The 24,309-nt window shown below is 45.5% G+C and carries 23 protein-coding genes and 2 tRNA genes; 15 read left to right on the forward strand and 10 right to left on the reverse strand.

Features of this window, described 5'->3' with window-relative positions; all coding sequences use genetic code 11:
* The first annotated feature begins 14 nt into the window (after positions 1-14).
* On the forward strand, positions 15-254 hold the full coding sequence (locus C232_RS19240; RefSeq protein WP_081622728.1) for a hypothetical protein: 240 nt from the start codon (positions 15-17) through the stop codon (positions 252-254).
* Between the two features lie 172 nt (positions 255-426).
* Here the strand turns inward: C232_RS19240 and C232_RS0104825 are convergent, their stop codons facing one another.
* The 3 genes from C232_RS0104825 to C232_RS0104835 all read right to left on the reverse strand — a co-directional run bounded on the left by C232_RS0104825 (position 427) and on the right by C232_RS0104835 (position 3,142).
* Positions 427-1,605 (reverse strand): hypothetical protein, encoded by a 1,179-nt coding sequence (locus C232_RS0104825; protein ID WP_018661860.1) that lies wholly within the window; start codon positions 1,603-1,605, stop codon positions 427-429.
* Positions 1,595-2,293, reverse strand: a complete 699-nt coding sequence (locus C232_RS0104830; RefSeq protein ID WP_169338743.1) for an ATP-binding cassette domain-containing protein — start codon at positions 2,291-2,293, stop codon at positions 1,595-1,597. The genes C232_RS0104825 and C232_RS0104830 overlap by 11 nt, the downstream gene beginning before the upstream one ends.
* Positions 2,294-2,776: 483 nt before the next feature.
* A complete protein-coding gene (locus tag C232_RS0104835) occupies positions 2,777-3,142 on the reverse strand; it encodes a YuzC family spore coat inner layer protein (RefSeq protein WP_018661863.1) in 366 nt (121 codons plus the stop codon).
* A 103-nt stretch (positions 3,143-3,245) separates the two neighbouring features.
* On the opposite strand from C232_RS0104835, the gene C232_RS0104840 reads away from it, so the two are divergent.
* Complete coding sequence (locus tag C232_RS0104840; protein WP_018661865.1) at positions 3,246-3,632, forward strand: hotdog fold thioesterase; 387 nt, start codon at positions 3,246-3,248, stop codon at positions 3,630-3,632.
* 93 nt (positions 3,633-3,725) lie between these two features.
* Here the strand turns inward: C232_RS0104840 and C232_RS0104845 are convergent, their stop codons facing one another.
* Entirely contained in the window at positions 3,726-4,937 is a 1,212-nt protein-coding gene (locus tag C232_RS0104845) for an MFS transporter (RefSeq protein ID WP_018661866.1), read from the reverse strand.
* A gap of 259 nt (positions 4,938-5,196) precedes the next feature.
* Between C232_RS0104845 and C232_RS0104850 the strand changes: the two genes are divergently transcribed.
* Both C232_RS0104850 and C232_RS0104860 read left to right on the forward strand, forming a co-directional pair.
* On the forward strand, positions 5,197-5,796 hold the full coding sequence (locus tag C232_RS0104850; protein WP_018661868.1) for a peptidylprolyl isomerase: 600 nt from the start codon (positions 5,197-5,199) through the stop codon (positions 5,794-5,796).
* A gap of 429 nt (positions 5,797-6,225) precedes the next feature.
* Positions 6,226-7,587, forward strand: a complete 1,362-nt coding sequence (locus tag C232_RS0104860; RefSeq protein WP_018661873.1) for a L,D-transpeptidase family protein — start codon at positions 6,226-6,228, stop codon at positions 7,585-7,587.
* Positions 7,588-7,634: 47 nt separating this feature from the next.
* Here C232_RS0104860 and C232_RS0104865 read toward each other — a convergent pair whose 3' ends face one another.
* From C232_RS0104865 to C232_RS0104880, 3 genes are all read right to left on the reverse strand, one after another.
* On the reverse strand, positions 7,635-8,477 hold the full coding sequence (locus tag C232_RS0104865; protein ID WP_018661875.1) for an aldo/keto reductase: 843 nt from the start codon (positions 8,475-8,477) through the stop codon (positions 7,635-7,637).
* Positions 8,478-8,895: 418 nt separating this feature from the next.
* Positions 8,896-10,830 (reverse strand): fructose-bisphosphatase class III, encoded by a 1,935-nt coding sequence (locus C232_RS0104875; protein ID WP_018661878.1) that lies wholly within the window; start codon positions 10,828-10,830, stop codon positions 8,896-8,898.
* Between the two features lie 135 nt (positions 10,831-10,965).
* Positions 10,966-11,823, reverse strand: a complete 858-nt coding sequence (locus tag C232_RS0104880) for an aldo/keto reductase (protein ID WP_018661879.1) — start codon at positions 11,821-11,823, stop codon at positions 10,966-10,968.
* A gap of 213 nt (positions 11,824-12,036) precedes the next feature.
* Between C232_RS0104880 and C232_RS0104885 the strand changes: the two genes are divergently transcribed.
* Positions 12,037-13,068 (forward strand): NADH:flavin oxidoreductase/NADH oxidase, encoded by a 1,032-nt coding sequence (locus C232_RS0104885; protein WP_018661881.1) that lies wholly within the window; start codon positions 12,037-12,039, stop codon positions 13,066-13,068.
* Between the two features lie 250 nt (positions 13,069-13,318).
* Here the strand turns inward: C232_RS0104885 and C232_RS0104895 are convergent, their stop codons facing one another.
* Positions 13,319-13,528, reverse strand: a complete 210-nt coding sequence (locus C232_RS0104895) for a helix-turn-helix domain-containing protein (protein ID WP_018661885.1) — start codon at positions 13,526-13,528, stop codon at positions 13,319-13,321.
* A gap of 238 nt (positions 13,529-13,766) precedes the next feature.
* On the opposite strand from C232_RS0104895, the gene yugI reads away from it, so the two are divergent.
* Complete coding sequence (gene yugI, locus C232_RS0104900; RefSeq protein WP_018661887.1) at positions 13,767-14,156, forward strand: S1 domain-containing post-transcriptional regulator GSP13; 390 nt, start codon at positions 13,767-13,769, stop codon at positions 14,154-14,156.
* 230 nt (positions 14,157-14,386) lie between these two features.
* Here yugI and C232_RS0104905 read toward each other — a convergent pair whose 3' ends face one another.
* Entirely contained in the window at positions 14,387-14,617 is a 231-nt protein-coding gene (locus C232_RS0104905) for a DUF378 domain-containing protein (protein WP_018661889.1), read from the reverse strand.
* Between the two features lie 156 nt (positions 14,618-14,773).
* Between C232_RS0104905 and C232_RS0104910 the strand changes: the two genes are divergently transcribed.
* The 3 genes from C232_RS0104910 to C232_RS19990 all read left to right on the forward strand — a co-directional run bounded on the left by C232_RS0104910 (position 14,774) and on the right by C232_RS19990 (position 16,813).
* Positions 14,774-16,120 (forward strand): glucose-6-phosphate isomerase, encoded by a 1,347-nt coding sequence (locus tag C232_RS0104910; RefSeq protein ID WP_018661892.1) that lies wholly within the window; start codon positions 14,774-14,776, stop codon positions 16,118-16,120.
* Positions 16,121-16,273: 153 nt separating this feature from the next.
* Complete coding sequence (locus C232_RS20360; RefSeq protein WP_018661894.1) at positions 16,274-16,396, forward strand: hypothetical protein; 123 nt, start codon at positions 16,274-16,276, stop codon at positions 16,394-16,396.
* A 276-nt stretch (positions 16,397-16,672) separates the two neighbouring features.
* Positions 16,673-16,813: a hypothetical protein gene (locus C232_RS19990; RefSeq protein WP_018661896.1), complete on the forward strand. Its 141-nt coding sequence runs from the start codon at positions 16,673-16,675 to the stop codon at positions 16,811-16,813.
* A gap of 383 nt (positions 16,814-17,196) precedes the next feature.
* On the opposite strand, the gene C232_RS0104930 is transcribed toward C232_RS19990, so the two are convergent.
* Positions 17,197-18,210 carry a potassium channel family protein gene (locus tag C232_RS0104930; RefSeq protein WP_018661898.1) on the reverse strand — a complete coding sequence of 338 codons (1,014 nt, stop codon included), beginning with the start codon at positions 18,208-18,210 and terminating at the stop codon, positions 17,197-17,199.
* Between the two features lie 199 nt (positions 18,211-18,409).
* Here C232_RS0104930 and C232_RS0104935 point away from each other — a divergent pair.
* From C232_RS0104935 to solA, 6 genes are all read left to right on the forward strand, one after another.
* A tRNA-Ala gene (locus tag C232_RS0104935) sits at positions 18,410-18,482 on the forward strand.
* Positions 18,483-18,506: 24 nt separating this feature from the next.
* A tRNA-Ala gene (locus C232_RS0104940) sits at positions 18,507-18,579 on the forward strand.
* A 112-nt stretch (positions 18,580-18,691) separates the two neighbouring features.
* A complete protein-coding gene (locus C232_RS0104945) occupies positions 18,692-19,660 on the forward strand; it encodes an ornithine cyclodeaminase family protein (RefSeq protein WP_018661899.1) in 969 nt (322 codons plus the stop codon).
* A gap of 232 nt (positions 19,661-19,892) precedes the next feature.
* Entirely contained in the window at positions 19,893-21,374 is a 1,482-nt protein-coding gene (locus C232_RS0104950) for an aldehyde dehydrogenase family protein (protein WP_018661901.1), read from the forward strand.
* Positions 21,375-21,400: 26 nt separating this feature from the next.
* Complete coding sequence (locus tag C232_RS0104955) at positions 21,401-22,567, forward strand: NAD(P)/FAD-dependent oxidoreductase (protein ID WP_018661902.1); 1,167 nt, start codon at positions 21,401-21,403, stop codon at positions 22,565-22,567.
* Between the two features lie 403 nt (positions 22,568-22,970).
* Positions 22,971-24,131 carry an N-methyl-L-tryptophan oxidase gene (gene solA / locus C232_RS0104960; protein ID WP_026314484.1) on the forward strand — a complete coding sequence of 387 codons (1,161 nt, stop codon included), beginning with the start codon at positions 22,971-22,973 and terminating at the stop codon, positions 24,129-24,131.
* Positions 24,132-24,309 lie beyond the last annotated feature (178 nt).

Consider the following 24,309-nt stretch of genomic DNA (forward strand, 5'->3'; position numbering starts at 1 on the left):
GGAGGTTATGATCTATGTATCGGCATGCACCTTACCCTGAGCGGTTTTTGCCGTTTTTCGGAGGCCCTTTAATAGGCGGTTTTCTCGGCGGTCTGCTGGGAAGCGCTCTCGTCAGGCCGCGGCCATTTTATCCATATGCGCCGGCCCCTGTTCCGTATCAACCGGGACCGCTGCCTTACCATCCGGCCACATTCCAACAAACATCCTACCAGCAGACAGCTTATCAGCCCTTCCCGTATTATGGCGGGTATTAAAATCCTGGTGAAAGAAAAATCCAACAGGCGGCAGCTGCAGAAGATAACTGCCGCTTTTCATACAATCAAAGGAGCTGAACATCCTTAGCGTAAAGTTTTCAGCTTTTTACCGGTGGAAATAACTTCACCTCCCAATAGAATTTGCAATTGGGAGGTGTGCCAAACAGAAGTTTTAGAAAAGATAAAGGGAGCCGAATATTGCTGCTCCAAAAACATACATTGCTATTTTTATCAGCTTGGAATTTGTAAAATTAAAAATGATATTTCGCAATGGGATGAAAGGAACCACGATTAGCAAGGCCAACGGATTTATATTCCCGAAAATAAGAAATCCAGTAATGAGTGGAAGCAACACGATAAGTGCCTGTGCCAGCCATTTTTGTTGAATGACTGCGGCCAGCTGAATCGGCAGATAAAACCCTGTTGTGATGGTCGTAAATTCTGTTTTATTTAATTTTGAAAGAAATGTCTCAATTAAAATTAAATCGGCAATCAATAGACCAAAATGCATCATTTGTGAAGTAATGTAAAAATAAGAAATGAACCCTATAATAAAAGTAAAAATACAAATATTTATGAGACTTTTAAGATTAAACAAGGCTCTTGTCATTTCTTTTGCTGTAAAAAACATTGCATCATAACAGTTTTCCATCATCCTATGCTTGGACACTTTCTTATTTTTCAGCAACTCGTTTTGAGCGGATGAGATTTGTGAAAAATCCTGATTGATTAAACCTTGAGACATCGTGCCCATGATTCGGTAATAGGAGTATAAATCATCGTATTTAAATGATTTGATGAAAATCAAATGGACAACCATCACCAAAAACAGAAGAGCGGATGGCCAGCTGTTTGAAACTTGTATTGAGAGCAAAGTGACCAGTATAGAAATGGACAGGATGGCGTACAGTTTTATTGTGGCAATCTGGTATTTAATAAATCCAATATAATTGGCCAAGCTGTTGGCGATAAGCGATATAAACAAAATAGGCGTGAAATCTGCCCTTAAAACCAGCAGGACTGCTGCCATAAAGAGTGAAGAAGCAACCGTTTTGAGAAAAACGTACAGCTTTAGGCCATTTAAAGAAAGAATTTTCATTTCAAAGGTCTGGAACGGGATATTTAAAATAGGATTATTTTGAAAGACCTTTGCCAAACTGTAAGCAAACAAAGCAATTGGAAACCACTTTATAACAAGATTTTGATGGGCTTCAAATAACGCCACGGACAATGGGAGAAAAAAAGCGAGCAACAAAAAATAACCGAACGCATTCAATTTGTTCTTCTTTATCAGCCGAATGTACTGTCTTACTTTATTGAGGCTGATATAATAGACTGAGTTAAACAGCATAGCTATCGCCTATCAATTTAGTGATTTGTTTTCGATCTAAGGTTCCCGGCTCAAACTCCAGTAATTGGCCATCCTTCAAAATCAGGTATTTATCACAAATGGTTTCCAAACTTTCTAAATCGTGACTCGAAATGATTTGAATCCTGGCTGGCGATTTATGATTCAGGAACATTTGCTCAACAGTATCAACTTGTACAGGATCCAGCGTGATGAATGGTTCATCGAAGAAATAGACATTCGATTCCCGCAGCATGCCAATGGCAATATTGATGCGCTGCAAGGTTCCTCTTGAAACACTTCGTGGATAATAATCCATATATTCTTCCAGTTTCAGCTGTTTTGCCAGGAATTGTATTTTTTCGATCGCTTCCTCTTTTGATCGTTTATTTATTTTACATATGAAAAGCATTTGTTCACGAGCCGTTAGATCCTGGTATAAAACGGGCGTATCACCAATAAAGACGAAGGGGAGATCAAGCGTATCCACAGTATTAATATTATTGCCTTGAAATAAAACATTTCCATCATGGTTCCTGATGATCCTCATCAAAATTTTTAGTAAGGTTGTTTTGCCTGCTCCATTACGCCCAATTAACCCATAAATATTTCCCGGCTTAAATTCAAAGGTAATTTCATTCAACACCTTCTTATCTCCATACGATTTTGAAACAGAATCTAATTGAATCATATATTTCCACTTCCCGATAAATAAATAATGAAAGTCTGCCATAGAAATTAGAATTCCAACAAAAGCCCTTGATGACCATCCAATATTTTGTAATTCTTGATGAGATCATTGAATTGAAATGTGAACAGCATACTGTTTCTTTCTAGGTAGTTAAAATCCTGAAAAAATAATTTAATTCCCATTCGTTTTAGGAGTTGGAGAAACGGGGAATCCTGGTAAAATCTCCACTATTCTTTAAATTGAATTCGCAAAATTGGGAGAAAGGTATATGATATGCGACCTTAAATTTTAAGTTTTTTTCAAACTCTATTATATCAAAGGCGGGTGCCTATTTTATATTAAATTACTATTTTACTTTCGTCATATGGGTGAATAAGAAAGTGCTGATCCTAACCATGACATGTTTTGGGGGGATGTTATGGTCCCCCTTTGTTAACAGCTTACCATTGATTCTAAAGTGTTATGAACAGGAGGCAGACCCTCTTACATCCAGCGTATTTTGATTTGCAGCTGGCAGCATGGATCGGCCTGCTGGTTAACATGGTGGTGAAATTGAAGCACAAGCCCGTCCGGAGAATAATAGAGTTGCGGAATATTTTTGACACGTGTGCCGGCAATTAAACGGCGGACCTCAGCTGTGTTGGACTGTTGTGCGGCTGACATGATTTGTTTTGAAAAATCGGCAGACTGCGATATTCTGTTCATAATGGTACGTGCATCCACCATCAGTTCATTGATATGATTGGCGGCGTCCATAAATTTTCTGGGTTGGATGGGAGGATATTGGCGGTACGGCATAGAATGGTATGGATGAAAAACAGGGACAGCAAAATACGGATAGCGGTACAAACTTTACACCCTCTTTCAGCACGGAAATCGGTATATTTTACATACTATGTTGAAAAAGGTTGTCAGTATGCGCGGACAGTTCGAAATTGCAAGGGGGATCTATATGGAAACAGAACAACGAACACTGATCGAAACATTGGGGATAAAAATTATTGACGTAAAGCCGGGCAGGGTGGCGGCCACAATGCCGGTGGATGGCAGGACGAAACAACCGTTCGGATACTTGCACGGCGGGGCTTCTGTTGCGTTAGCTGAAACCGTGGCAAGTATCGGAGCAGCAGCGTTAATTGACTTGGAAAAAGAAATCTGCTTCGGGCTTGAAATTAACGCCAACCATATCCGTTCCAAGCGTAATGGCCTGGTGACGGCGGTTGCCGAAGTTGCCCACCAAGGCAGGCGTACACAGGTTTGGGAAATTAAAATCAAAGACGAGCAGGAAGCGCTCATTTGTTTATCGAGATGCACCATTGCCGTCGTACCGAAGAAATAGGGGACCCGGAACACAGCAGAAGTTTGGCGTAAAGCAGGGGCCGGGCCTTCGAAAATCTGTGAAGGCCCGGCCCCTTTAAAGTGATCACGAGCATTAAAGTTCTTCCTGAAGCTGGTGGCGGTGTTCATGCCGGACGCTGTAGAGTAAAAGCGCAAAAGCAACAATAAACAATGTCCCGGTTACATAGAACACGGAAGAAATGCCGGACAGGCCGGAGACAAATCCGCCGAGCAAAGGCCCTGTTACATTACCGAGAAAACGGAAGCTCTGGTTATAGCCGAGCACCTCGCCCTGCATACTGAGCGGCGCTTCAAGGCGGATAAATGCGACAATGCTCGGATTCATGCCGCCCAGCACCATGCCAAAGAAAAACCTTAAGATGACAAGTTCCCATAAATTGTTCACCCATGCCTGCGGAACCATAAATACACAGGCCAGGACAAGTAAAATCAGCAGCACTTTTTCATGCCCGAATTTATCGCCAAGTGCGCCCCATTGCCTTGCCAATAACAGGTTTCCAAAACCGGTTGCCGAAAATGCCATGCCTGATAACAGGGCGATATTGCCGGCACTTGTTAAATGGCTCACATAAAGCGCCAATAACGGCTGCACACTGAAATTGGCCATTTGGATCAAGAACGCGATCATCATCACGGTAAACAGGATGCGGCGGTTCATAATCCTTTTTAATACAGCAAGCGAGGAAACATGCGCCGCTTTTTTGCGTGCCGGTTCGCGCCGTTTTTCCTTAATACCGAACAAGACGCCGCAAGCTGCGATTGAGATCGTGATTGCGGTGATAATAAAAGTATATTTAAATCCGAAGCTGTCCGCAATCGAACCGCCGATCACCGGGCCAAACAAACTGCCTGAGACATTTCCCATCTGCAACGTGCCCAGCACCCTGCCCGCTTTCTCTTTCGGCGTTTCGGCAGAGATCAGCGCCATTGAAGTCGGGATAAAACCGGTAACAATCCCCATAAACAACCGGGTCAAAAACAGCCCGATGACGCTGTTTGTCAGCCCCATGCAGAAAATACTGGCGGCAATGCCGAAGCCGGTAATGATCAATGTCGGCTTAAAACCGTATTTATCGCCAATCCGCCCCCAAATCGGAGACATGAAAAAAGCGACCAAAAAGGTAACGCCAAAAATATATCCGGCCCAGCGCTGTACAAAATCATCGCTGAAATGCCCGAACGTTTTAATATATAAAGATAAAAACGGAATAATCATCGTTGTACTGGCACCAACAAGAAAATTACATACAACCATAATATATAAATTACGGTTTTCCTGGTTCATATGAATGGAAAATCGCCTCCTGTAAACATAACGTACCATAAAAGGTATACGGTGTAAATATTTCGTTCGCCTAAATATTATTATAAAAACCAGCATCCAAAAGTGCAACAAAACGGCCCTGCTCCAAAACGACCTTTAGGTTACGCATGGAATACAAAAGAAAGACCACAAATTTCAATGAAGATTTTGGACTTTTCCACCTGAATTTAGTAAAGTGAAACAAGAGATGAAGACAAACATGATGGAGGTTTTTAAACATATGGCAGAACAAAACACATATCCGCAGTTGGCAGCCGGTGCCGCTGAAAATGAAAAAGTAGTTGACATGCAGACAAATATGGGGGGCATCACCATTAAGCTATTCCCGGAACTGGCGCCGAAAACGGTTGAGAATTTCGTGCAGCACAGCCAAAACGGGTATTATGACGGGCTGATTTTCCACCGCGTGATCAACGGCTTTATGATTCAGGGAGGAGACCCGAGCGGAAACGGCACGGGCGGCGAGTCTATTTACGGCGCGCCGTTTGAAGATGAATTCTCACAACGGCTGTTTAATTTACGTGGTGCGCTGTCGATGGCCAACGCCGGGCCGAATACAAACGGCAGCCAATTTTTCATTGTCCAGAGTGAATCGGTTGACCCGGGCATGAAAGCACAGATGGAACAGGCAGGCTATCCGGCTGAAATCGTCGCAGCCTATATGGAAAAAGGCGGTACCCCATGGCTTGATTTCCGCCACACCGTATTCGGACAGGTGATCGAAGGCATGGATGTCGTCGACCAAATCGCGAACGTCAGAACCGGCATGCAGGACAAACCGCTGCATGATGTTGTCATCGAAAAGATAACGGTCCGGTAAAAGGGATTCCTAAAATCCTTTTAAAAGCGCCGCCGCAAGATGCTGAATGAAAACTGCGGGCGGCGTTTTTAATGCGTTTTCATTTCAAAACCTGAACTGGTATAATAAAGATAGCCGCTGTTGAAGAAAGCGCCTGCAAGATAGAATTGCCGATTGTATGAAGAGTGCAGGCGGCGCCGGAAAGATTCAATTCCATAGCCGCGTCTTTCTTCGAGGAGATCATGCCAATCGAAAAAAGCAGCAGACATGATCTTCCCAAATGCAACCAGCTTCGTACAGGCTGTAAAGGTGATCTAAATGCTAAAACCTTCCTTGTGAAATAGGTATAATTCATATATCATAGATAAAAAGATTTAGATCCTGCGATATTCAGCAGCAAATGTAAATATCATATTGAGGTGAACGGCCATAAATAGGAAAAAGATCATCATGATCAGCAGTATTGCCATTGTTGTTTTACTCCTTATCGGGGGTGCCGGCTATTATCAGGCAACCCATTTTAATCCGCATGTTTCAATTAATGGCATAAAAGTCGGCGGATTAACGGTTGAGCAGACTGCAAATAAGTTACAGGCATTGACTTTGGAAAATAAAGTATACGTTGGGAACAAAGTGGTTGTAAACGGAAAAGACACGAAAGCAAGTTTCACCAAACAGGATCTTCCCAAGATTAAGAATCTATTTAAAAAGCAGCAGACATGGCTGCCGTCTTTTAAAACAAAAAATTACGCGTTAATGCCGGGCAAGGAAGATCATTACCGGAGTAAGGTGCTAAGACAAAAAACAGCGGATAAACTGAAAGAGCTGAATCAAGGCTTACAGGCGCCAAAAGATGCCCAGGCTTCCCTGGATAACGGTAAAATCATCGTTTCCAAAAGCAAAAAGGGAAACCAATATGATGTTGCGGCCATTCTAAAAGACTATGATCAGCAGAAGTACAACAGAGAAATCCGTTTAAAAGCTGCACGCTTGCAGCCGGTTCTCGAAAACAGCCCAACCGTGAAAAGAGAAAAGAAAAAGCTGGAAGAACTGGCCAAAAGTACGGTGACTTACAAAGTACAAAACAAACCGTACCCAATGAAGGCAAGCGAGGTGATTGAACAGGCAACAGTTGACAAAAATATGAAGCTGACGATCGATACGGCCGGCATCAAGAATAAGGTTGCTGCGATTAATCGTTCACAATCCACCTTGCATAAAAATTATTCATTTAAAACGCATTCAGGATCGGTGATTTCGGTTAAAGGCCAATCTTACGGCTGGGCGCTTGATGTCCCGGCAGAAACGAAGCGTATTGCAGCCGCGTTTGAAAAAGGGAAAGCATCCATTCTTGCCTATAATGTTTACGGCGAAGGTTACAGTACGTACGGCATCGGTTATCACGTCCTGGCCAGCGACAAGATTGGCAACACATATGCGGAGGTTTCCATTAAGGATCAGAAGATTTGGATCTATAAAAACGGGCATTTAAAAGTGGCGACCCACGTCGTAACGGGCCGGCATGACACCCATGAAGATACGCCAAAAGGGGTATGGTATGTTGAATATAAAGAATCCCCATCCACGCTTGAAGGCAGTGAAGCCGGCAACCCGAATTACTCGGTAAAAGTGAAATACTGGGCTCCGTTCACGCTCGGCGGCGTTGGATTCCATGATGCCAGCTGGCGCACCAACTGGGCGAAAGATGCTTATCTCCACAAGGGATCCGGCGGCTGCGTTAACATACCGCCATCCGTGATGAAAACCGTTTACGATAATCTCGAACAAAACGAACCTGTTATTGTTTATTAAAAATCAGGCCCGTTTCACTTTTGTTAAAAGTGAAACGGGCCTGATTTTTAGAATTCCTCATAGGTTGCCGGATCCTGGCCGAAAGTGCGGCCGTCCGGGCGGCTTAAGCCGGAAATGGCCTGCATTTCTTCGTCAGAAAGCGTGAAATCGAATACGGAAAGATTATCAAGCTGGCGCTGCGGCGAAGAAGATTTCGGCAAAGGCAGCGCCCCCAGCTGGATATGCCAGCGCAAAATGATTTGCGGTACAGATTTTTGATGGGCTTTTGCAATTTTTGTAATCGTTCCGTCTTCAAGCAGGCGGTTGGCGCGTCCAAGCGGGCTCCATGACTCTGTGACGATGCCGTGTTCCTTATGCCATGCGCGTTGTTCTTCCTGCGCAAAATAAGGATGCAACTCAACCTGGTTGATGCTTGGCGTTACGCCGGTTTCCTGAATGATGCGTTCCAGATGTTCAGGCAAAAAATTCGAAACGCCGATTGAACGGATGAGCCCCCATTTTTTGGCATCGACCAAAGCCTGCCAAGCTTCAACATATAAATCTTTGCTTGGGTTCGGCCAGTGAATGAGGTAAAGATCAAAATAATCAAGCCCCGCCCGGAACAGTGATTCCTGAATCGTCGTCAGGGCTTCGCGATAAGTATGGTGGCGCCCCGGGAGCTTTGAAGTAATCCGCAACTGTTCGCGCGGCACGGAACTGCGCCGGACGGCCTCGCCGACTGCACCTTCGTTTTCATAGTTGAAAGCGGAGTCAATCAGGCGGTAGCCGGTGTCAATCGCGCTTACTAAAGCATTCACACCCGCTGCCCCGTTCAGTTTATATGTGCCGAATCCGACAGCAGGCAGGGTTAAGCCGTCATTTAATGTGATTTCCGGAATCTGATTTGCCATAACACCACTCCTTTCTTTTTCGATTCCAGTATAGCAATCAGCAGGGCATGCGTCTAAAAAACAGCTCGACGACGAGTTAAAGATGTCCCGCGGGCACTGCCGGCTGCTGTTTCGTAAAACGGCGCACAAGCAGAAAAAAGTTCCTTGCATAACGGCGTACCGGCTGCAAAGAACTTTTTTTGTGGATGAAATGAAAACATGCTTTATCCCATAAGACTCCCACCTCAAGATTCTGGATGCGAAGAAGATAGGATGGAGATCAAACTGCCCAATCCAGCTGCGGCTCCTATCGACTAGCGTACTTCTGGTCTCTTCCCTGCGATAAGTCAACATCGGTTCGTAAAAACCACTCATCGTGTTTCCTTTATCTCAGTCAGAGTCCTTCCAGTCCGTACGTCGATGAACAGTCGCCTCCGCTTTATTTTTCATAACGGTATTTTAAAAGGTCATTCAAAATTGAAATTTGCTCCAGAATTTTCTTTCCGACATTCGTTTCCAGCACCTTTTTTCTGCGCAGTTCGCGGTCCACGACTCTTCTGACTGACAATACATCGGTGCCGTTTAAGAGCACGTCTTCCTTTGAAGTGAATTTTTGGTGGGCAACAAGCTGCATGCCATACGAATTATAGAGCAGTGTGTAACCGGCGATGCCTGTTGTCGGCTGATAGGCTTTTGAAAAACCGCCGTCAATGACAATCATTCTGCCATTTGCCTTAATCGGGTTTTCGCCATCAATTTCTTTTACAGGCGTGTGGCCATTAATGATATGGCCCTGTTCGCCGTTTAAATGGAACTCTTCCAAAATCCGCCGGCATACCTTTTCCTGTTCCCGCAGTTTGTAATAAGGGTTTTTCTGCTCGACGTGCGTCTTTTTATCCCGAATAAAATACCGTTCAAATGTGGTCATATCCTTTTTCCCGAACAGAGAAGAATTTTCGCCGGTCCACAAATACCAGACCATATCCGTTGCAAAATCATCGGTTTCTTCCGGATGGGCAAAACTGTAGCGCAGATAATGTTCAAAAACATCGAGCAGCCGCTTGCCCGAATACGCTTGGCCATTAATCACCATTTCTTTCATGCTGCCGTCCGGGTTTAAAGGGATGCAGCCGTGGATCAGCAAATTGCCGTTATATTTTAAATAAAGGCTCCCTTTTTGAACAAGAAAACCCATATGCCGCGCAAGCTTTTCGGAATGCTGAATGGCAAATAACAGTTTGTCCAGCACCTGCTTTTCTTCTTTTAAGAGCCGTTCCGGATGTGTGGGATCGACCGTATGAAAACAAGTATGTTCAAGCGGGTATGTTTTGCCGCCAATTTCAATCGTATGATGCTCATAATCTATTTTTTCAAGCATCAGCCGGTGTTCCATATTGAATTCCGGGCGCCGCTTGATAATCGGGATTTCGAGTTTAAACTGGATGATCGAAATCGCCTGGTGGATTTTAGCGATTTGGATTTTTTCCGCCTCGGTAATTTCGCCATGGTCGGCATTCAGCTTCGGCCGGAAAGCAGGGTTGTCGTCATAATATCTCTCCGCAAGATTTACAAGCGGACGCAAATTGATCCCGTAAACATCTTCTAAAATATCCAAATTGTCATAGCGCGCACAAATGCGGATAATATTGGCGAGGCACACTTTTGACCCGGAAAAAGCGCCGATCCACAACACATCGTGATTGCCCCACTGTATGTCGACAGAATGGTAATGCATCAAGGTCTCCATGATTTTATGCGGGGCAGGCCCGCGGTCGTATATGTCACCGACAACATGGAGATGGTCGACAACCAGCCGCTGGATCGTATAAGCCAGGCCGGTAATCAGCTTATTCGCCTGCTTCAGCGAGATGATCCGCTGAATGATCTTGGTATAATATTCTTTTTTATTTTTGAATTCGTCGGTTTTGTATAATAACTCTTCCACAATGTAAACAAACTGCTCGGGCAGGGCTTTGCGCACCTTTGAGCGGGTATATTTGGAAGAAGCAAATGCCACTAAGCGGATCATGCGTTCAATTGTTTCCGCATACCACTCATTCAGTTGCTGCGGATCTTCCATTTCCTGGGTGATCATTTGCAGTTTTTCTTCCGGGTAATAAACCAGTGTCGCAAACGCATTCACTTGATCCGGTGAAAGTTCATCTTTAAACAGATCTTTTATTTTTTCTTTCACATTCCCGGAACCGTTCCGCAGGACATGCTGGAAGGCATTATATTCGCCGTGCAGGTCACTGACGAAGTGCTCCGTCCCTTTTGGCAGATTTAAAATCGCTTCAAGATTAATAATTTCGGTTGCAACTTTTTCTTCGCAATCGTATTTGTTTGCAAGCAGGTCCAAATATTTTGTATCCATCTGCATCCCCTCATTATGAAAGCAAGTCTATGTTTATATGAATCCCTTTTCAATCTATTATACTAAACATTCCTATTTTTAGCAGAAAAAATATACAAAAATGCAGCTGCCAAAGGGCAGCTGCAAATTATTTCGTTATTGCGGGCGCACCGAAGTTTTTCTTAAAAATTCTTCATCATCCGGGCTTGTTGCATAGCGCGTTCCGGTATTTAAAGTGGCGATTTTTTCCATATCGTCCTGTGTCAGCGAAAAATCAAAAATCTCACTGTTTTCTTTGATCCTGCTTGGTGTCACCGATTTCGGAATCACGACTTCACCGCGCTCGACATGCCAGCGCAGGACAACTTGGGCCGGTGTTTTATTGTATTTCTTAGCAAGTTCAACCAAAACAGGCTGCGATAACAAATCGCGTTTGCCCTGGCCTAACGGACCCCATGCTTCATGTAAAATATTGTGCTGCTTCATGAAGTCATGCAGCTCATTTTGCGGGAATTCCGGATGGGTCTCAATTTGGTTGATCATCGGCATTATCTCGGTATGGGCCATTAAATCTTCCAGATGATGGATTTGGAAATTTGAAACCCCAATCGCTTTGATTTTACCTGCTTTATAAAGTTCTTCCATTGCTTTCCAGGATTCGATATAGTGTGCGGACGGCCAGTGGATCAAATACAGATCCAAATAATCCGTGCCGAGCCGGTCCAAGCTTGCCTGGAATGCTGCTTTTGTTTCTTCATAGCCATGGTCGTAGTTCCACAGCTTCGAGGTAATGAAAATTTCTTTGCGGTCAACGCCGCTTTCTTTGATGGCTTCGCCGACAAATGTCTCGTTACCGTAGATCATCGCGGTGTCGACATGGCGGTAACCTACTTCCAGAGCGGTTTTGACAGAAGTTTTTAACTCTTCCTTGTCTTTCACAAGATAAACGCCGAGGCCTAATTGCGGGATTTCCGCGCCGTTATGGAATTTGAGATTCGGTACATTCAATGCCATTGTCATTCCTTCTTTCCTAAAAAATTTATGTAAGCGTATGGTATGATTTTAACACAGCATCCTGCTACAATGAAAGCAGCGGCAACTGCCCCAAGCTTTGTCTGTCTGAAATGCCCGTTTCGGACAGGGCGGGCAGAAATTGCCATGATATTATGATATCCATTGGAGGCAAGATAAACACATCAACTTTTATTACATAAGGAGTGGTTTAAAATGCAACATTTGTTTACCCCATATAAGCTGAAATCTCTTGAATTGAAAAACCGTGTCGTGATGCCGCCGATGTGCCAGTACTCGGTTGAAAAAAAAGACGGCATTGCAACTGATTGGCATTTTGTGCACTATGTCAGCCGGGCAGTCGGGGGTGCGGGCCTTGTGATCATCGAAATGACGGATGTTGAACCCGATGGCAGAATTACCGATAACGATTTGGGCCTGTGGTCGGACGAACAGATTCCGGCGCTTGCGAGGATTATCAATGCCTGCCACCAATATGGCGCAAAAGTTGCCATTCAGATCGGCCATGCGGGACGGAAAGCGCAAGATGCTGCCCAGCCGGTTGCCCCTTCGCCAATCCCATTTGATGAACATTCAAAAACACCGAAAGAACTGACAAAAGAAGAAATTGCAGGCATCGTGGAAAAATTCGGGCTGGCTGTGCGCCGCGCTGTGCAAGCCGGTGTTGACACTGTCGAGCTTCACGGGGCACACGGTTATTTGATCCATGAATTCCAGTCCCGCTATACCAATAAGAGAACGGACGAATACGGGCAGGATCTGGCCTTGTTTGGCAAAGAAGTCATTGCAGCTGCGAAAAAAGAAATGCCTGAAAACATGCCGCTGATCATGCGTATTTCCGCCCGCGAATATGTGGAAGGCGGCTACGGCATTGAAGAAAGCAGTGCTTTTTCAAGAGAATACAAAAAAGCCGGCGTCGATTTATTCCATGTCAGCGCGGGCGGCGAAGGCCATATTGCTGCAGCCGGGCGCCCGGGCACACACGCCGCTTACCAGGTTCCGCTCGCCAGGAAAATAAAGGAAGCCCTTGACGTGCCGGTGATCGCAGTCGGCAGGCTGGATGACCCGATCCTTGCCAATGCCGTAATCGGTAACGAAGAAGCGGATCTGGTTGCGATTGGCCGGGGCATGCTGCGCAATCCGTATTGGACTTTGGAAGCCGGTGTGGCTTTGCGGAAAGATGCCGGTGTACCGGTACAGTATGACAGAGGATTTCCGGGAAAGTAACAGAATGGAAAAAAGCGTTCTTATTATAAAGAGCGCTTTTTTTGTGGGAAAAATGCGACCGGCAGAAGAAGAGCCGTTCATGTATCGGTTGGAGCGGGCCGGTCAACATAAAAAACGGGCCCGAATAAACAGGCCCGCCAAAAATAAAAAGGGGGAATACTTATGATAGTGCGGCGGCTTACAGAAAGCCGGCCTCACTATAAGAAAGCATTGTGTTATTAGTCTAACCGGAATAGAAGCGGTTTAAACATCATTTTTGTTTGAGGGCGTCCAAAAAAACTTCAGCAGCGACATCCAGGACGGTGGAGAGCTTCAAAATCGTCTGCATTGTTGGAATTTGCTTCCCGCTTTCATACTGTTCGAGCGTATTTTTTCCGATCCTGGCTTTCAATGCAAGTTCTTCAACACTTAACCCGCTTTGTTTACGGTAGAACGATAATTTTTCGCCAAAAGTATTCAAAAGAACCACTCCCTTTATATAAGAGAATATGTCAAGCTTTTTTTCTTTATTGTAGCATATGGAAGAACCTTGGGCTGAAATGATTTTTTGAACTTTTCGTGATTTTGCAACTATGCCGTTGTTTTATAGGGTGAAAACAGGGGATGATTTACGTACAGGCTATTTTCAATCTGAAAGAACTATGATATAATGTTTTATTGCGTATAATAGGAGAAAATTTAAAATTAGGAGTGTTTCCATGTCAACAAATTATGAAGCTGGTCATGTATATACAGGTAAAGTAACAGGAATTAAACCGTTCGGCGCGTTCGTCGCTTTAGATGATGAAACGCAGGGCCTGGTCCATATTTCTGAAATCAAATACGGATTTGTTAAAGATATCCATGACTATTTAAAAGTCGGGGATGAAGTGCAGGTAAAAGTGCTGTCTGTCGACGAAGCAAGCGGAAAAATCAGCCTGTCGATCAAAGCAACAGAAGAAGCGCCAAAAGCACAAGCGAAAAAACCGCGCCGCCGCCAGGGTGCAATCAAAGCGGCTGAAGAAAGCACGGAAGGCTTTAACACACTCCGTGATAAATTAACAGAGTGGATCGAAAAATCAAAGCGGGAAGATCTGATTAAAAAATAAGGACGAGTAAAAGATTCCGGAAGCCTTTCCCGGGATTTTTTTTTAGGTGCTGAAGGAAATTATGATTGTTATTGAACACAAGTGGTACACCCGTGCTTCAACGCTCTTTTAGTACGCGTGAACTTGTGATTTCTTAGTACGCGTGAATTTGTGATTTAGGCGCGCGTAAAGGTATTTTTAGAGGAAAAGGGCAGGACTTTGTATCGTCCTGTCCCTGTAATCTTTTTGGTTCAACTAGTAGGTTTGGTTTGTGCAGAGCGTTCGGATTCGGTATCCGGTTTGAATAACAGGCCCAAGTTGATCAATCCGCATATGCCGATGATGCCGTAAATAATTCTTGATAGGGCGGAATTGTCGCCAAAGATGGCCGCCACCAAATCAAAGTTAAAAAAACCGATGAGGCCCCAGTTGATCGCACCAATAATCGTTAAAACCAAAGCAATTCGTTGCACAGCACTCATAATTTTACCTCCTTATTCAATCGTACAAGCATAGGATGCCGCAAATGGGTGATCCTTATTCATGCAGGAAATGTGAGAAATTCGTTACATTCCTTGATAAAAGGGTAAAGATTCGATAAAGTGGAAGTTGGTAAATCTAAATTTGGAGGGAAACAGATGACGCATATTCAATTTGACTATTCAAAAGCGCTTTCGTTCTTCAACGAGCATGAAATTACATATTTAAGCGAACCAATCAAATTAGCGCACGAGCTTTTACATGAAAAAAAAGGTGTCGGAAACGATTTTACCGGCTGGCTGAGCCTGCCGAAAGACTATGATAAAGAAGAATTTGCCCGCATTCAAAAAGCAGCTGCAAAAATCCAAAATGATTCTGATGTGCTGCTTGTTATCGGGATTGGCGGATCCTATTTGGGCGCCCGGGCTGCGATTGAAATGTTAAACCACAGCTTTATGAATGTGCTGCCAAAAGAAAAACGCAAAACGCCGCAAATCTTTTTCCTGGGTAACAGCATCAGCTCCACATATATGAAAGATTTGATGGATGTGATCGAAGGTAAAGACTTCTCGATCAATGTCATTTCTAAATCAGGCACAACAACTGAACCGGCCATTGCTTTCCGGATTTTCAACAAATTATTGAAAGAAAAATACGGCGTACAAGAAGCAAAAGGCCGCGTTTATGCGACAACAGACCGTGCAAAAGGCGCATTAAAAACATTGGCAGATGAAGAAGGCTACGAAACATTTGTCATTCCGGATGATGTCGGCGGACGTTACTCTGTTTTAACCCCTGTCGGCCTGCTGCCAATCGCAGTCAGCGGCGTTGACATTCAAGCTATGATGGACGGGGCTGCAAAAGCAGTGGACGACTTCTCTGTTCCGGAAGTTTCCGAAAATGTGGCTTATCAATATGCGGCTGTCCGCAATATTTTATATCGCAAAGGCAAAACGATCGAAATGCTGATTAACTACGAACCAGGACTGCAATATTTCTCTGAATGGTGGAAACAATTATTCGGCGAAAGCGAAGGGAAAGACCAAAAAGGGATTTATCCTTCTTCCGCCAATTTCTCAACCGACTTGCACTCACTCGGCCAATATGTACAGGAAGGCCGCCGCGACTTGTTTGAAACGGTTGTTAAAGTCGAACAAGCCCGCGAAGAATTGACGATTGACAGAGAAGATAATGATCTGGACGGTCTAAACTATTTAGCAGACCAGACTGTTGATTTCGTCAATAACAAAGCATTCCAAGGCACATTGTTAGCTCACACAGACGGCGGCGTGCCGAATCTGGTTGTGTCAATTCCAAAAACAGATGCCTACACATTCGGCTATCTTGTCTACTTCTTCGAAAAAGCCTGCGCAATCAGCGGCTACTTAAACGGCGTCAACCCATTTGACCAACCGGGAGTAGAAGCATACAAGAAGAACATGTTTGCATTGCTTGGCAAACCGGGCTACGAAGACTTGAAAGCTGAATTGGAAAAACGTTTATAAGAGTAGGGGATTACGAAAAACCCCCAGGTGCGGGCCCGTTAAGGAAAAAACTCCTTGACGGGCTTTTTCTGTCTTTTACCTTGTAAAATGTATCAGAAAAATTGCATTCCCGGTTGTTACAGGAAGAATGAAAGCCGGGAAGGAGGAAAATCTATGGGCGCGGCCGTTCATGGGGGGATGAAAGTTATTTTGGAGAAAATATCGGTCTGGGATAGCGTTCATAGGGGAGATGAAAGCTATTTTGGAGAAAATATTGGGCTGGAATGGCGTTCATAGGGGGGATGAAAGCTATTTTGAAGAAAATATCGGGCCAGAATGGTGTTCATAGGGCGAATGAAAGCTATCTTGCAGAAAATATCGGGTTGGAGTGGTGTTCATAAGGTAAATGAAGGCTATTTTGGAGAAAATATCGGGCCGGGATAGCGTTCATAGGGAAGATGAAAGCTATTTTGCAGAAAATATCGGGCCAGAATGGTGTTCATAGGGTGAATGAAAGCTATTTTGGAGAAAATATCAGTCTGAAATGGCGTTCATAGGGGGGGATGAAAGCCCGTGCCGGAAGAAAAACAGCACCCGCGGTCGATCATCAAGGCGATGAAAGCCCGCGCCGGAGGAAAAACAGCACCCGCGGTCGATCATCAAGGCGATGAAAGCCCGCACCGGAAGAAAAACAGCGCCCACGGTCGTTCATAAAGGGAATGAAAGCCCGCATCGGAAGAAAAACAGCGCCCGCGGTCGTTCATAGGCCGAATAAAAGCCCGTGCCAGAAGAAAAACAGCACCCGCGGTCGTTCATAAAGGCAATGAAAGCCCGCACCGGATGAAAAACAGCACCCGCGGTCGATCATCAAGGCGATGAAAGCCCGACCCGGAGAAAAAACCACGCTCGTGGTCGTTCATCAAGGCGATGAAAGCCCGCACAAGAGAAAAAACCACACCCGCGGTCGTTCATCAAGGGGATGAAAGCCCGGACCGGAAGAAAAACCACGCCCGCGGTCATTCATCAAGGGAATGAAAGCCCGCGCCGGAAGAAAAACAGTGCCCGCGATCGTTCATAAGGCCGCCCGCCCCAAAAATCTAGCGTCTGCCACCTTTTCCGTTCTCCAGCACGACGAAAAGCTGTTTTTCGTTGCTGATCGTGTAGTCGGGCGGCGGGTTAATCAGCGTTTCATCTCCGTCCTGGACGCCGATCAGGATCTTTCTTTCTTTTTGCAGCAGCTGGCTTAATTCTTTAACTGTTAAATTTCTCCAGTTTGGCTGAACCGGAATGAAATCGAGATGGCTCTTTTTTTGCTGGTTCAATAGCGACAAAAGGCTGTCTGACATGCCATTTGAAATTAAACTGTTCAACATAACAAAACTTGTCTGCGTATTGGCCTGGATGACTTCATCTGCACCAACGCGTTTGGCATTTACAACCTGGCCGGCGGTCTGAATTTCAATAATACAATAAGCATCAGGGCTCATTCCTTTTACTGCAACCAGCGTCAGAATCGCATTCATGTCAGCCTCTGTTTCTGATTTATGCTGGTCGGACGTGATCAGTACTGCATTTGCACCATGCATATTTGTTTTTTTCAGTGTCTCATCCAAATAAGGTTTCCCCTTGATAAAATGGACATTGCCGGAGGGGTATGGATTCGTCTCCAATGTTTCATCAATGAGGACAACCGGCTGTTCCGGCTTGAGTTCCTGGAGCTGCTGAATGACTTTCCGCGCACGTTCATTCCACCCGATGATCACCATTTGCCCCACTCCCGTAAAAATTTCTTTGCCTTCCATAAATGCATTCTGTCTCGTCGCCGTCGCACTGGCCAGTGATACAAAATAAGCGGACAATACGCCCGCCCCCGATAAAATCAGAATAATCCCGATCAAGCGCCCTGCGAAGGTAACCGGATAAAGATCTCCGTAGCCTACGGTTGCTGTCGTAATCACTGCCCACCAAATACCGTCAAATATCGTGGGAAAAGTTTTGGGCTCAACAAAATGGATGGCAAGGCCAAAACCGGAAATCAGCGTAAGCGCCAGCAGCAATATTCTCAACATAATCGGCCAGCGGAGAAACCGGTAATAAACGAGATGCAACATCTGTCCCACTTCCTCTTAATGTATCTACGGTAGTATTCCCGATATTGAACGGAGATAAAACAGCTGCAGGCAAAACGTATTTCAAAAGCCATCTTTTAAAAAATTTTTTTAAAAAATAGTTGCGCGGTTGTTCAATGCGTTGTATAATAATTTTGTCGCGATGAAAAGACGGTAAAAATGATTATCCTGCTTGACACACGGGGCATTAGCTCAGTTGGGAGAGCGCTACATTCGCATTGTAGAGGTCGGCGGTTCGAATCCGCTATGCTCCATTCCCAACTCAATTATAATATTTCGGGGCATTAGCTCAGCTGGGAGAGCGCTTGCATGGCATGCAAGAGGTCAGCGGTTCGAGCCCGCTATGCTCCATCCTGAAAAACGTTCAGCCTATAAAAGGTTGAGCGTTTTTTTAGTGCTTTTTCATGTTCTTGACGATGCCCTCATATATTGATAAAAAGATCCGTACAAATGGGGTGGTGCCATGCTTGTTTTAAATGAAACAGACATTCTTGGCGCTGTTACGATGAATGATATGATTGCGGCTGTTGAGAGAGCGTATGCCATTTATGAAGACCGTGCTTTTGAAATGCCTTTGCGCAGCCATTTGCAGATCCAACAAAACTCGGCCTTGTTTATGCCCTGCGGTACTAAAAAAGCGGCCGGAGCAAAAATTGTCACAGTCTTCCCGGAAAACAAGATACGGCCAGCCACCCAGGGCATTGTCGTATTAATTGATGAGAAAAATGGTTCCATCAAAGCATTGCTCGATGGTACGGTTTTAACGGGGCTCAGGACCGGTGCGCTTGGCGGAGCTGCTTCAAAATACCTGGCGCCGGATGAAGCAGGTACTGTCGGCTTAGCCGGCACCGGTTATCAGGGCCTGTATCAGCTATTGGCCGTCTGTGCTGTTCGTGACATCCGCGACATTTATTTATACAATCGTTCAGCTGCTAAAATTCCTTCATTTATTCGCAATCTTACAACGCATCTTGCAGGAAAACAGATTCAAATGCATGCAGTGGAAAATGCCCGCGAACTTGTCCGGCATTCAGACATCATTATCACTGCAACATCTTCTGCAACCCCGGTGCTGCCGGATGAGGAAGATCTTTATCAAGGAAAGCTGATCATCGGGATCGGATCCTACCTGCCGCATATGCAGGAATTCCCGGACGGTTTATTAAAAAATTCAGAGCAAATATTTGTTGACTCACTGGACGCCGTAAAAGAAAGCGGAGATCTCCTTGTCCCGCTTGAAAAAGGCTGGCTGAAGGAAGAACAGATCATTCCGTTTTCAAAAGTAGCCGCACAAAAAGTAAAGCCGAAATTAACCGGCACGAAACCGCTTGTATTCAAATCAACAGGAATGGCATTGTTTGACCTGGCCGCAGCTGAAACAGTTTTTGAAAAAGCGGTGCAGCTGAGGCTGGGCATCAACCTTAAGATGTAAAAGTGGATTTCGGGCCTTCCTGCAAGAACTTTCCGCCTGCATGATTCAAAGGTGTATTAACCAGTTCCTGTATGTTAAATAGCTGTGGAATTTTAAGAATGACCGTTAATTTATCGGGCCTTCCTGCAAGAACTTTCCGCCTGCATGATTCAAAGCCATTTCCTGTTTGTTAAATAGCTGTGGAATTTTAAGAATGACCGTTAATTGACCTTTATTGAAGGGATGTCATGTCATGAATCAATATTTGAATTTTATCGATGGCAAATGGTGCGAGCCTTCTACAGGCCGCTATGTTCCGGTGATCAACCCGGCAACCGGCGAACAAATGGGGGAAGTCGCGCAATCAGCAAAAACTGATGTCAGCCGCGCTGTAGAAGCGGCAAAACAGGCGCAGAAGCAATGGCGGCTTGTTCCGGCTCCCGAGCGCGCCGGCTACTTATATAAAGTAGCAGAACTTTTAAAGCAGAGAAAAGAGCAGATTGCCCGCGTACTGACAAGCGAGATGGGAAAAGTAATCAGCGAAGCGCGCGGCGAAGTCCAGGAAGCCATCGACATGGCCTACTATATGGCAGGAGAAGGGCGCCGCCAGTTCGGGGATACGGTGCCGTCCGAGCTGCGGAATAAATTCGCGATGAGTGTGCGGGTCCCGGTCGGCGTTGCCGGGCTGATCACGCCATGGAATTTCCCGATTGCGATTGCTTCATGGAAATCACTGCCGGCGCTTGTCACTGGAAATGCCGTTATCTGGAAACCGGCGACGGAGACCCCGGCTACCGCATGCGAGTTTGTAAAAATTTACGAAGAAGCCGGGCTGCCAAAAGGGCTTGTGAACCTTGTTAACGGGTCCGGATCGGAAGTCGGCGAGGCCATGGTCGAGCATCCCGGCATTGATTTGATCTCGTTCACCGGCTCCAATGAAGTCGGCAGAAAAATCAATGAACGCGCCGGCGGACTGCTGAAACGGACTTCGCTTGAGATGGGCGGGAAAAATGCAGTCATTGTGCTGGAGGATGCGGATCTGAACCTCGCAGTGGACGGCATTCTGTGGGGGGCATTTGGAACCAGCGGGCAAAGGTGCACGGCAACGAGCAGAGTGATTGTCCACCAGGATATTAAGAAGGAGCTGGAAGACAAACTGGTTAAGCGGACGGCGGCTTTGAAGAGCGGAAACGGTTTGGACGAAACGGTTGCTGTCGGGCCGGTGATTCATGCTGCAGCACTTCGGCGGATTGATGAATATGTGGAGATTGGAAGAAAAGAAGGCGCGAAACTGCTGGCGGGCGGCCATGTCCAATCAGGAGGCGGACTCGAAAACGGCTTTTACTATGCGCCGACAATTTTTACGGATGTTACCCCGCAAATGGCGATTGCGCAGGAAGAAATCTTCGGCCCGGTTGTTTCCATTATTCCGGTCCGCAGCCTTGAAGAAGCTGTTGAGGTGAATAACAGCGTCGAGTTCGGATTATCAAGCGGGATTTTTACAAAAGATGTTAACCGTGCGTTCGAGGCAATGCGCGATCTTGATACGGGCATCGTATACGTCAATGCCGGAACAACGGGGGCCGAAATCCATTTGCCGTTTGGCGGGACGAAAGGAACGGGCAACGGCCACCGCGATTCCGGCCCGGCGGCACTGGATGTTTACACCGAATGGAAGGCTGTCTATGTGGATTTCAGCGGAAAATTGCAGCGTGCGCAAATCGATAACAACTAGCGGATACTGAAAGGGGCGGGCCCAGGATGGCAAACAGTGCAGATCTGATCATCATTGGCGGCGGAATTATCGGTTCAAGTGTCGCTTACCATCTGCTCCATGACGGCTTCACCGGCAAAATAATCGTGTTTGAAAAAGACAGCACCTATGAATTTGCATCCACACCGAGAAGTGCAGGCGGTTTCCGGCAGCTTTTTACAACAGCAGTGAATATCCAAATGAGCCGGTTCAGCCTGCAGGTTTATAAACAATTTGCAAAAAACATGGCAATCGGCGATGATACGTTCGAAATCGATTTTAAGCAGCGTGGATATTTGTTTCTTGGAACGGAGACGATGATGCAGCATTTTAAAGAACATGTAAAGATTCAGCATCAAAATGGCGTTTCCTCCGAACTGCTCGGCAAAAAAGAGCTGCTTGAAATCATCCCCGAACTCCATACAGATGATCTGGCGGGCGGGCTTTATTGTGCGGAAAGCGGCTATTTGGATCCTTATTCTGTCATGCAAGGTTATATTAAACAAGCAAAAAAACTCGGAGCGGAATACCGTTATGAAGAAGTCGGCAGCCTGCTTAGCGGCCAAAACCGCATAAAAGGCGTGCGGCTTACGAACGGTGAAGAATGTTTGGCGCCGGTTGTCATCAATTGTGCGGGCGCCTGGGCTTCATCATTAAGCAAAAGAGCAAATATGCCGCTGCCGGTAGAGCCGCTGCCGCGGAGGATTTTTTTGTTTGATTGTGAAAAGCCGCTTAAAAATGCGCTGCCGCTGACCATGGACCCGACCGGTGCCTATTTTCGCCATGAAGGAAAGAAGTTTATTGCCGGTATTGCCGAAGATATGGAGCCGAAAATTGATTTCACCTGGAAACGTTCCGAATTTATTGACCGGATTTGGCCGATCCTTGCCGGGCGCATCCCGAATTTTGAAAAAGTGAAAGTGGAGCGGGGCTGGGCCGGGCTGTATGATTACAATACGGTAGACCACAATGCAATTATTGGGGAGTATCCGGGCATGAAAGGCTATTTTACCGCGTTCGGATTCAGCGGCCACGGGATGCAGCAGGCGCCGGCAGTGGGGAAGGGGATCTCAGAACTGATCAGGACCGGCCGCTATGAAACAATTGATTTAACACCATTAAGAGTGGAGCGATTTGCAGAAAACGATCTGGTCGTGGAAGATGCCGTTTATTGAAAATGGTGTTTTTTTTTTTGAGTAGATCTGTTAAAGGTAAATGTTGATATTTGATACTTGTGGATTTCTTGAATAATTTGCATTAGGAACAAACTCTCGAGGAGAAGTTTGGAAAAATAGCAACAATTATCAAAAATTCTCACTGTTGGTTTGTTATGATTATTTTGAGGTGAGCGAGTTGTATTACAGTGACACTTTTAAAGTACAGGGAAACCTCTAATATTGGTTTCCTAAATTATATCAAGCAATCAACATTAAAATTTTACAGGGGGTTTGGGAAAAAACGAGGCTGGCGGCCCGGATATAATGGTTTACAACTGTAGTGGCTTGTAAGCACATTGTTTTTCCAATAAACTTATTTTATAAAAAAATTGTTTTAAAAAAACAGGGAGAAATGAATGCAATGGATAAATATTTTGATGTGATAGTGGTTGGAGCAGGTTCAATAGGAATGGCATCCGGATATTTTTTAGCAAAGCAAGGGATAAAAACATTATTGATTGACGCATTTGATCCGCCCCATGCATCGGGCAGCCATCATGGCGACACCAGAATTATCCGCCAAGCATACGGGGAGGGGCGTGATTATGTGCCGCTCGTATTGCGGGCGCAAACGTTGTGGAATGAATTAGAACAAGTATCAGGAGATAAAATTTTTGCGCAGACCGGCGTGCTGAGTTTCAGCCCTGAAGGACATTCATCGTTTCTCGACGAAGCGATTGCAAGTGCAAAAGCGTACAGCCTCCCGATTGAAATGATGAATGGTACCGAAGTTAAAAAACGCTGGCCGGGGATTTCGGTTCCTGATCATTACCGCGCCATTTTCGAACCGGATTCGGGCGTTTTGTTCCCGGAAAACTGCATCCGCGCATACCGCAAACTTGCTGAAGAAAACGGCGCTATACTGCTCACCAACGTGCCGGTAACAAATATACAGGTTGGTAAAGGTTCCGTCAGTGTGGAAACAGCGAAAGGCGTATTTACGGCTGATCGAATTATTGTGAGTGGTGGAGCCTGGAACGGGAAGATCCTTTCGAAATTAGGCTTGAATTTGCCTCTTTTACCCACCCGGCAAACGATCGGCTGGTTTGAAGCAGATGAAGATTTATATCGGGATACCGTTTTTCCGGCTTTTACTGCCGAAGTACCAGAAGGAATGTATTACGGGTTTCCAAGTTTTCGTGGAAGCGGGGTAAAAATTGGCCGCCATGATTACGGGCAGCCCGCAGATCCCGATACGCTCAACCGCGAATTCGGTTATTATCCTGAAGATGAGGGCTATCTCCGGAATTTTTTGGAAAGCCATATGCCTCAAGCGGCGGGAAACTTAAAAAAAGGCAGCGTGTGCATGTATACGAAAACGCCGGATGAACACTTCATCATTGACAGGCATCCCTCCTATCCTCATGTCATCATTGCCGCAGGGTTTTCAGGACATGGATTTAAATTTGCGAGCGCAATAGGAGAACGATTGAGCCGGTTGGCATCAGCTTGGAAACCGGACGATATCCTGCCATTGTTTTCTATTAACCGCCCCACTCTCCAAAAAAATGACGAGTTGTAGGTAAATATCGGGTTGTGCCGGATGACCTTTCAAACGATAAAATCAGATCAATAGTCTTTCATAGCCGATTTACAACTACACGGTCGTTCATCCTCTTCATGAGCGCCCACGCCTGCTGAGTTTTTAATCAAACGGTCGTTCATCCTCTTTATGAACGCCCGCACCTGCTGAATAATGA

The organism is Heyndrickxia acidiproducens DSM 23148, from assembly GCF_000374345.1.
GTDB classification, from domain to species: Bacteria; Bacillota; Bacilli; order Bacillales; family Bacillaceae_C; genus Weizmannia; species Weizmannia acidiproducens.

What these genes read in the sequence shown, in the direction of transcription:
- C232_RS0104840 (WP_018661865.1), top strand. Translation starts at nt 3,246, where the DNA reads ATGGAAACAGAACAACGAACACTGATCGAAACATTGGGGATAAAAATT.
- C232_RS0104845 (WP_018661866.1), bottom strand. Translation starts at nt 4,937, where the DNA reads ATGAACCAGGAAAACCGTAATTTATATATTATGGTTGTATGTAATTTT.
- C232_RS0104880 (WP_018661879.1), bottom strand. Translation starts at nt 11,823, where the DNA reads ATGGCATTGAATGTACCGAATCTCAAATTCCATAACGGCGCGGAAATC.
- C232_RS0104850 (WP_018661868.1), top strand. Translation starts at nt 5,197, where the DNA reads ATGGCAGAACAAAACACATATCCGCAGTTGGCAGCCGGTGCCGCTGAA.
- yugI (WP_018661887.1), top strand. Translation starts at nt 13,767, where the DNA reads ATGTCAACAAATTATGAAGCTGGTCATGTATATACAGGTAAAGTAACA.
- solA (WP_026314484.1), top strand. Translation starts at nt 22,971, where the DNA reads ATGGATAAATATTTTGATGTGATAGTGGTTGGAGCAGGTTCAATAGGA.
- C232_RS0104910 (WP_018661892.1), top strand. Translation starts at nt 14,774, where the DNA reads ATGACGCATATTCAATTTGACTATTCAAAAGCGCTTTCGTTCTTCAAC.
- C232_RS0104930 (WP_018661898.1), bottom strand. Translation starts at nt 18,210, where the DNA reads ATGTTGCATCTCGTTTATTACCGGTTTCTCCGCTGGCCGATTATGTTG.
- C232_RS19240 (WP_081622728.1), top strand. Translation starts at nt 15, where the DNA reads ATGTATCGGCATGCACCTTACCCTGAGCGGTTTTTGCCGTTTTTCGGA.
- C232_RS0104905 (WP_018661889.1), bottom strand. Translation starts at nt 14,617, where the DNA reads ATGAGTGCTGTGCAACGAATTGCTTTGGTTTTAACGATTATTGGTGCG.
- C232_RS0104860 (WP_018661873.1), top strand. Translation starts at nt 6,226, where the DNA reads ATGATCAGCAGTATTGCCATTGTTGTTTTACTCCTTATCGGGGGTGCC.
- C232_RS0104875 (WP_018661878.1), bottom strand. Translation starts at nt 10,830, where the DNA reads ATGGATACAAAATATTTGGACCTGCTTGCAAACAAATACGATTGCGAA.
- C232_RS0104950 (WP_018661901.1), top strand. Translation starts at nt 19,893, where the DNA reads ATGAATCAATATTTGAATTTTATCGATGGCAAATGGTGCGAGCCTTCT.
- C232_RS0104825 (WP_018661860.1), bottom strand. Translation starts at nt 1,605, where the DNA reads ATGCTGTTTAACTCAGTCTATTATATCAGCCTCAATAAAGTAAGACAG.
- C232_RS0104830 (WP_169338743.1), bottom strand. Translation starts at nt 2,293, where the DNA reads ATGATTCAATTAGATTCTGTTTCAAAATCGTATGGAGATAAGAAGGTG.
- C232_RS0104885 (WP_018661881.1), top strand. Translation starts at nt 12,037, where the DNA reads ATGCAACATTTGTTTACCCCATATAAGCTGAAATCTCTTGAATTGAAA.
- C232_RS0104865 (WP_018661875.1), bottom strand. Translation starts at nt 8,477, where the DNA reads ATGGCAAATCAGATTCCGGAAATCACATTAAATGACGGCTTAACCCTG.
- C232_RS0104955 (WP_018661902.1), top strand. Translation starts at nt 21,401, where the DNA reads ATGGCAAACAGTGCAGATCTGATCATCATTGGCGGCGGAATTATCGGT.
- C232_RS20360 (WP_018661894.1), top strand. Translation starts at nt 16,274, where the DNA reads ATGGGCGCGGCCGTTCATGGGGGGATGAAAGTTATTTTGGAGAAAATA.
- C232_RS0104945 (WP_018661899.1), top strand. Translation starts at nt 18,692, where the DNA reads ATGCTTGTTTTAAATGAAACAGACATTCTTGGCGCTGTTACGATGAAT.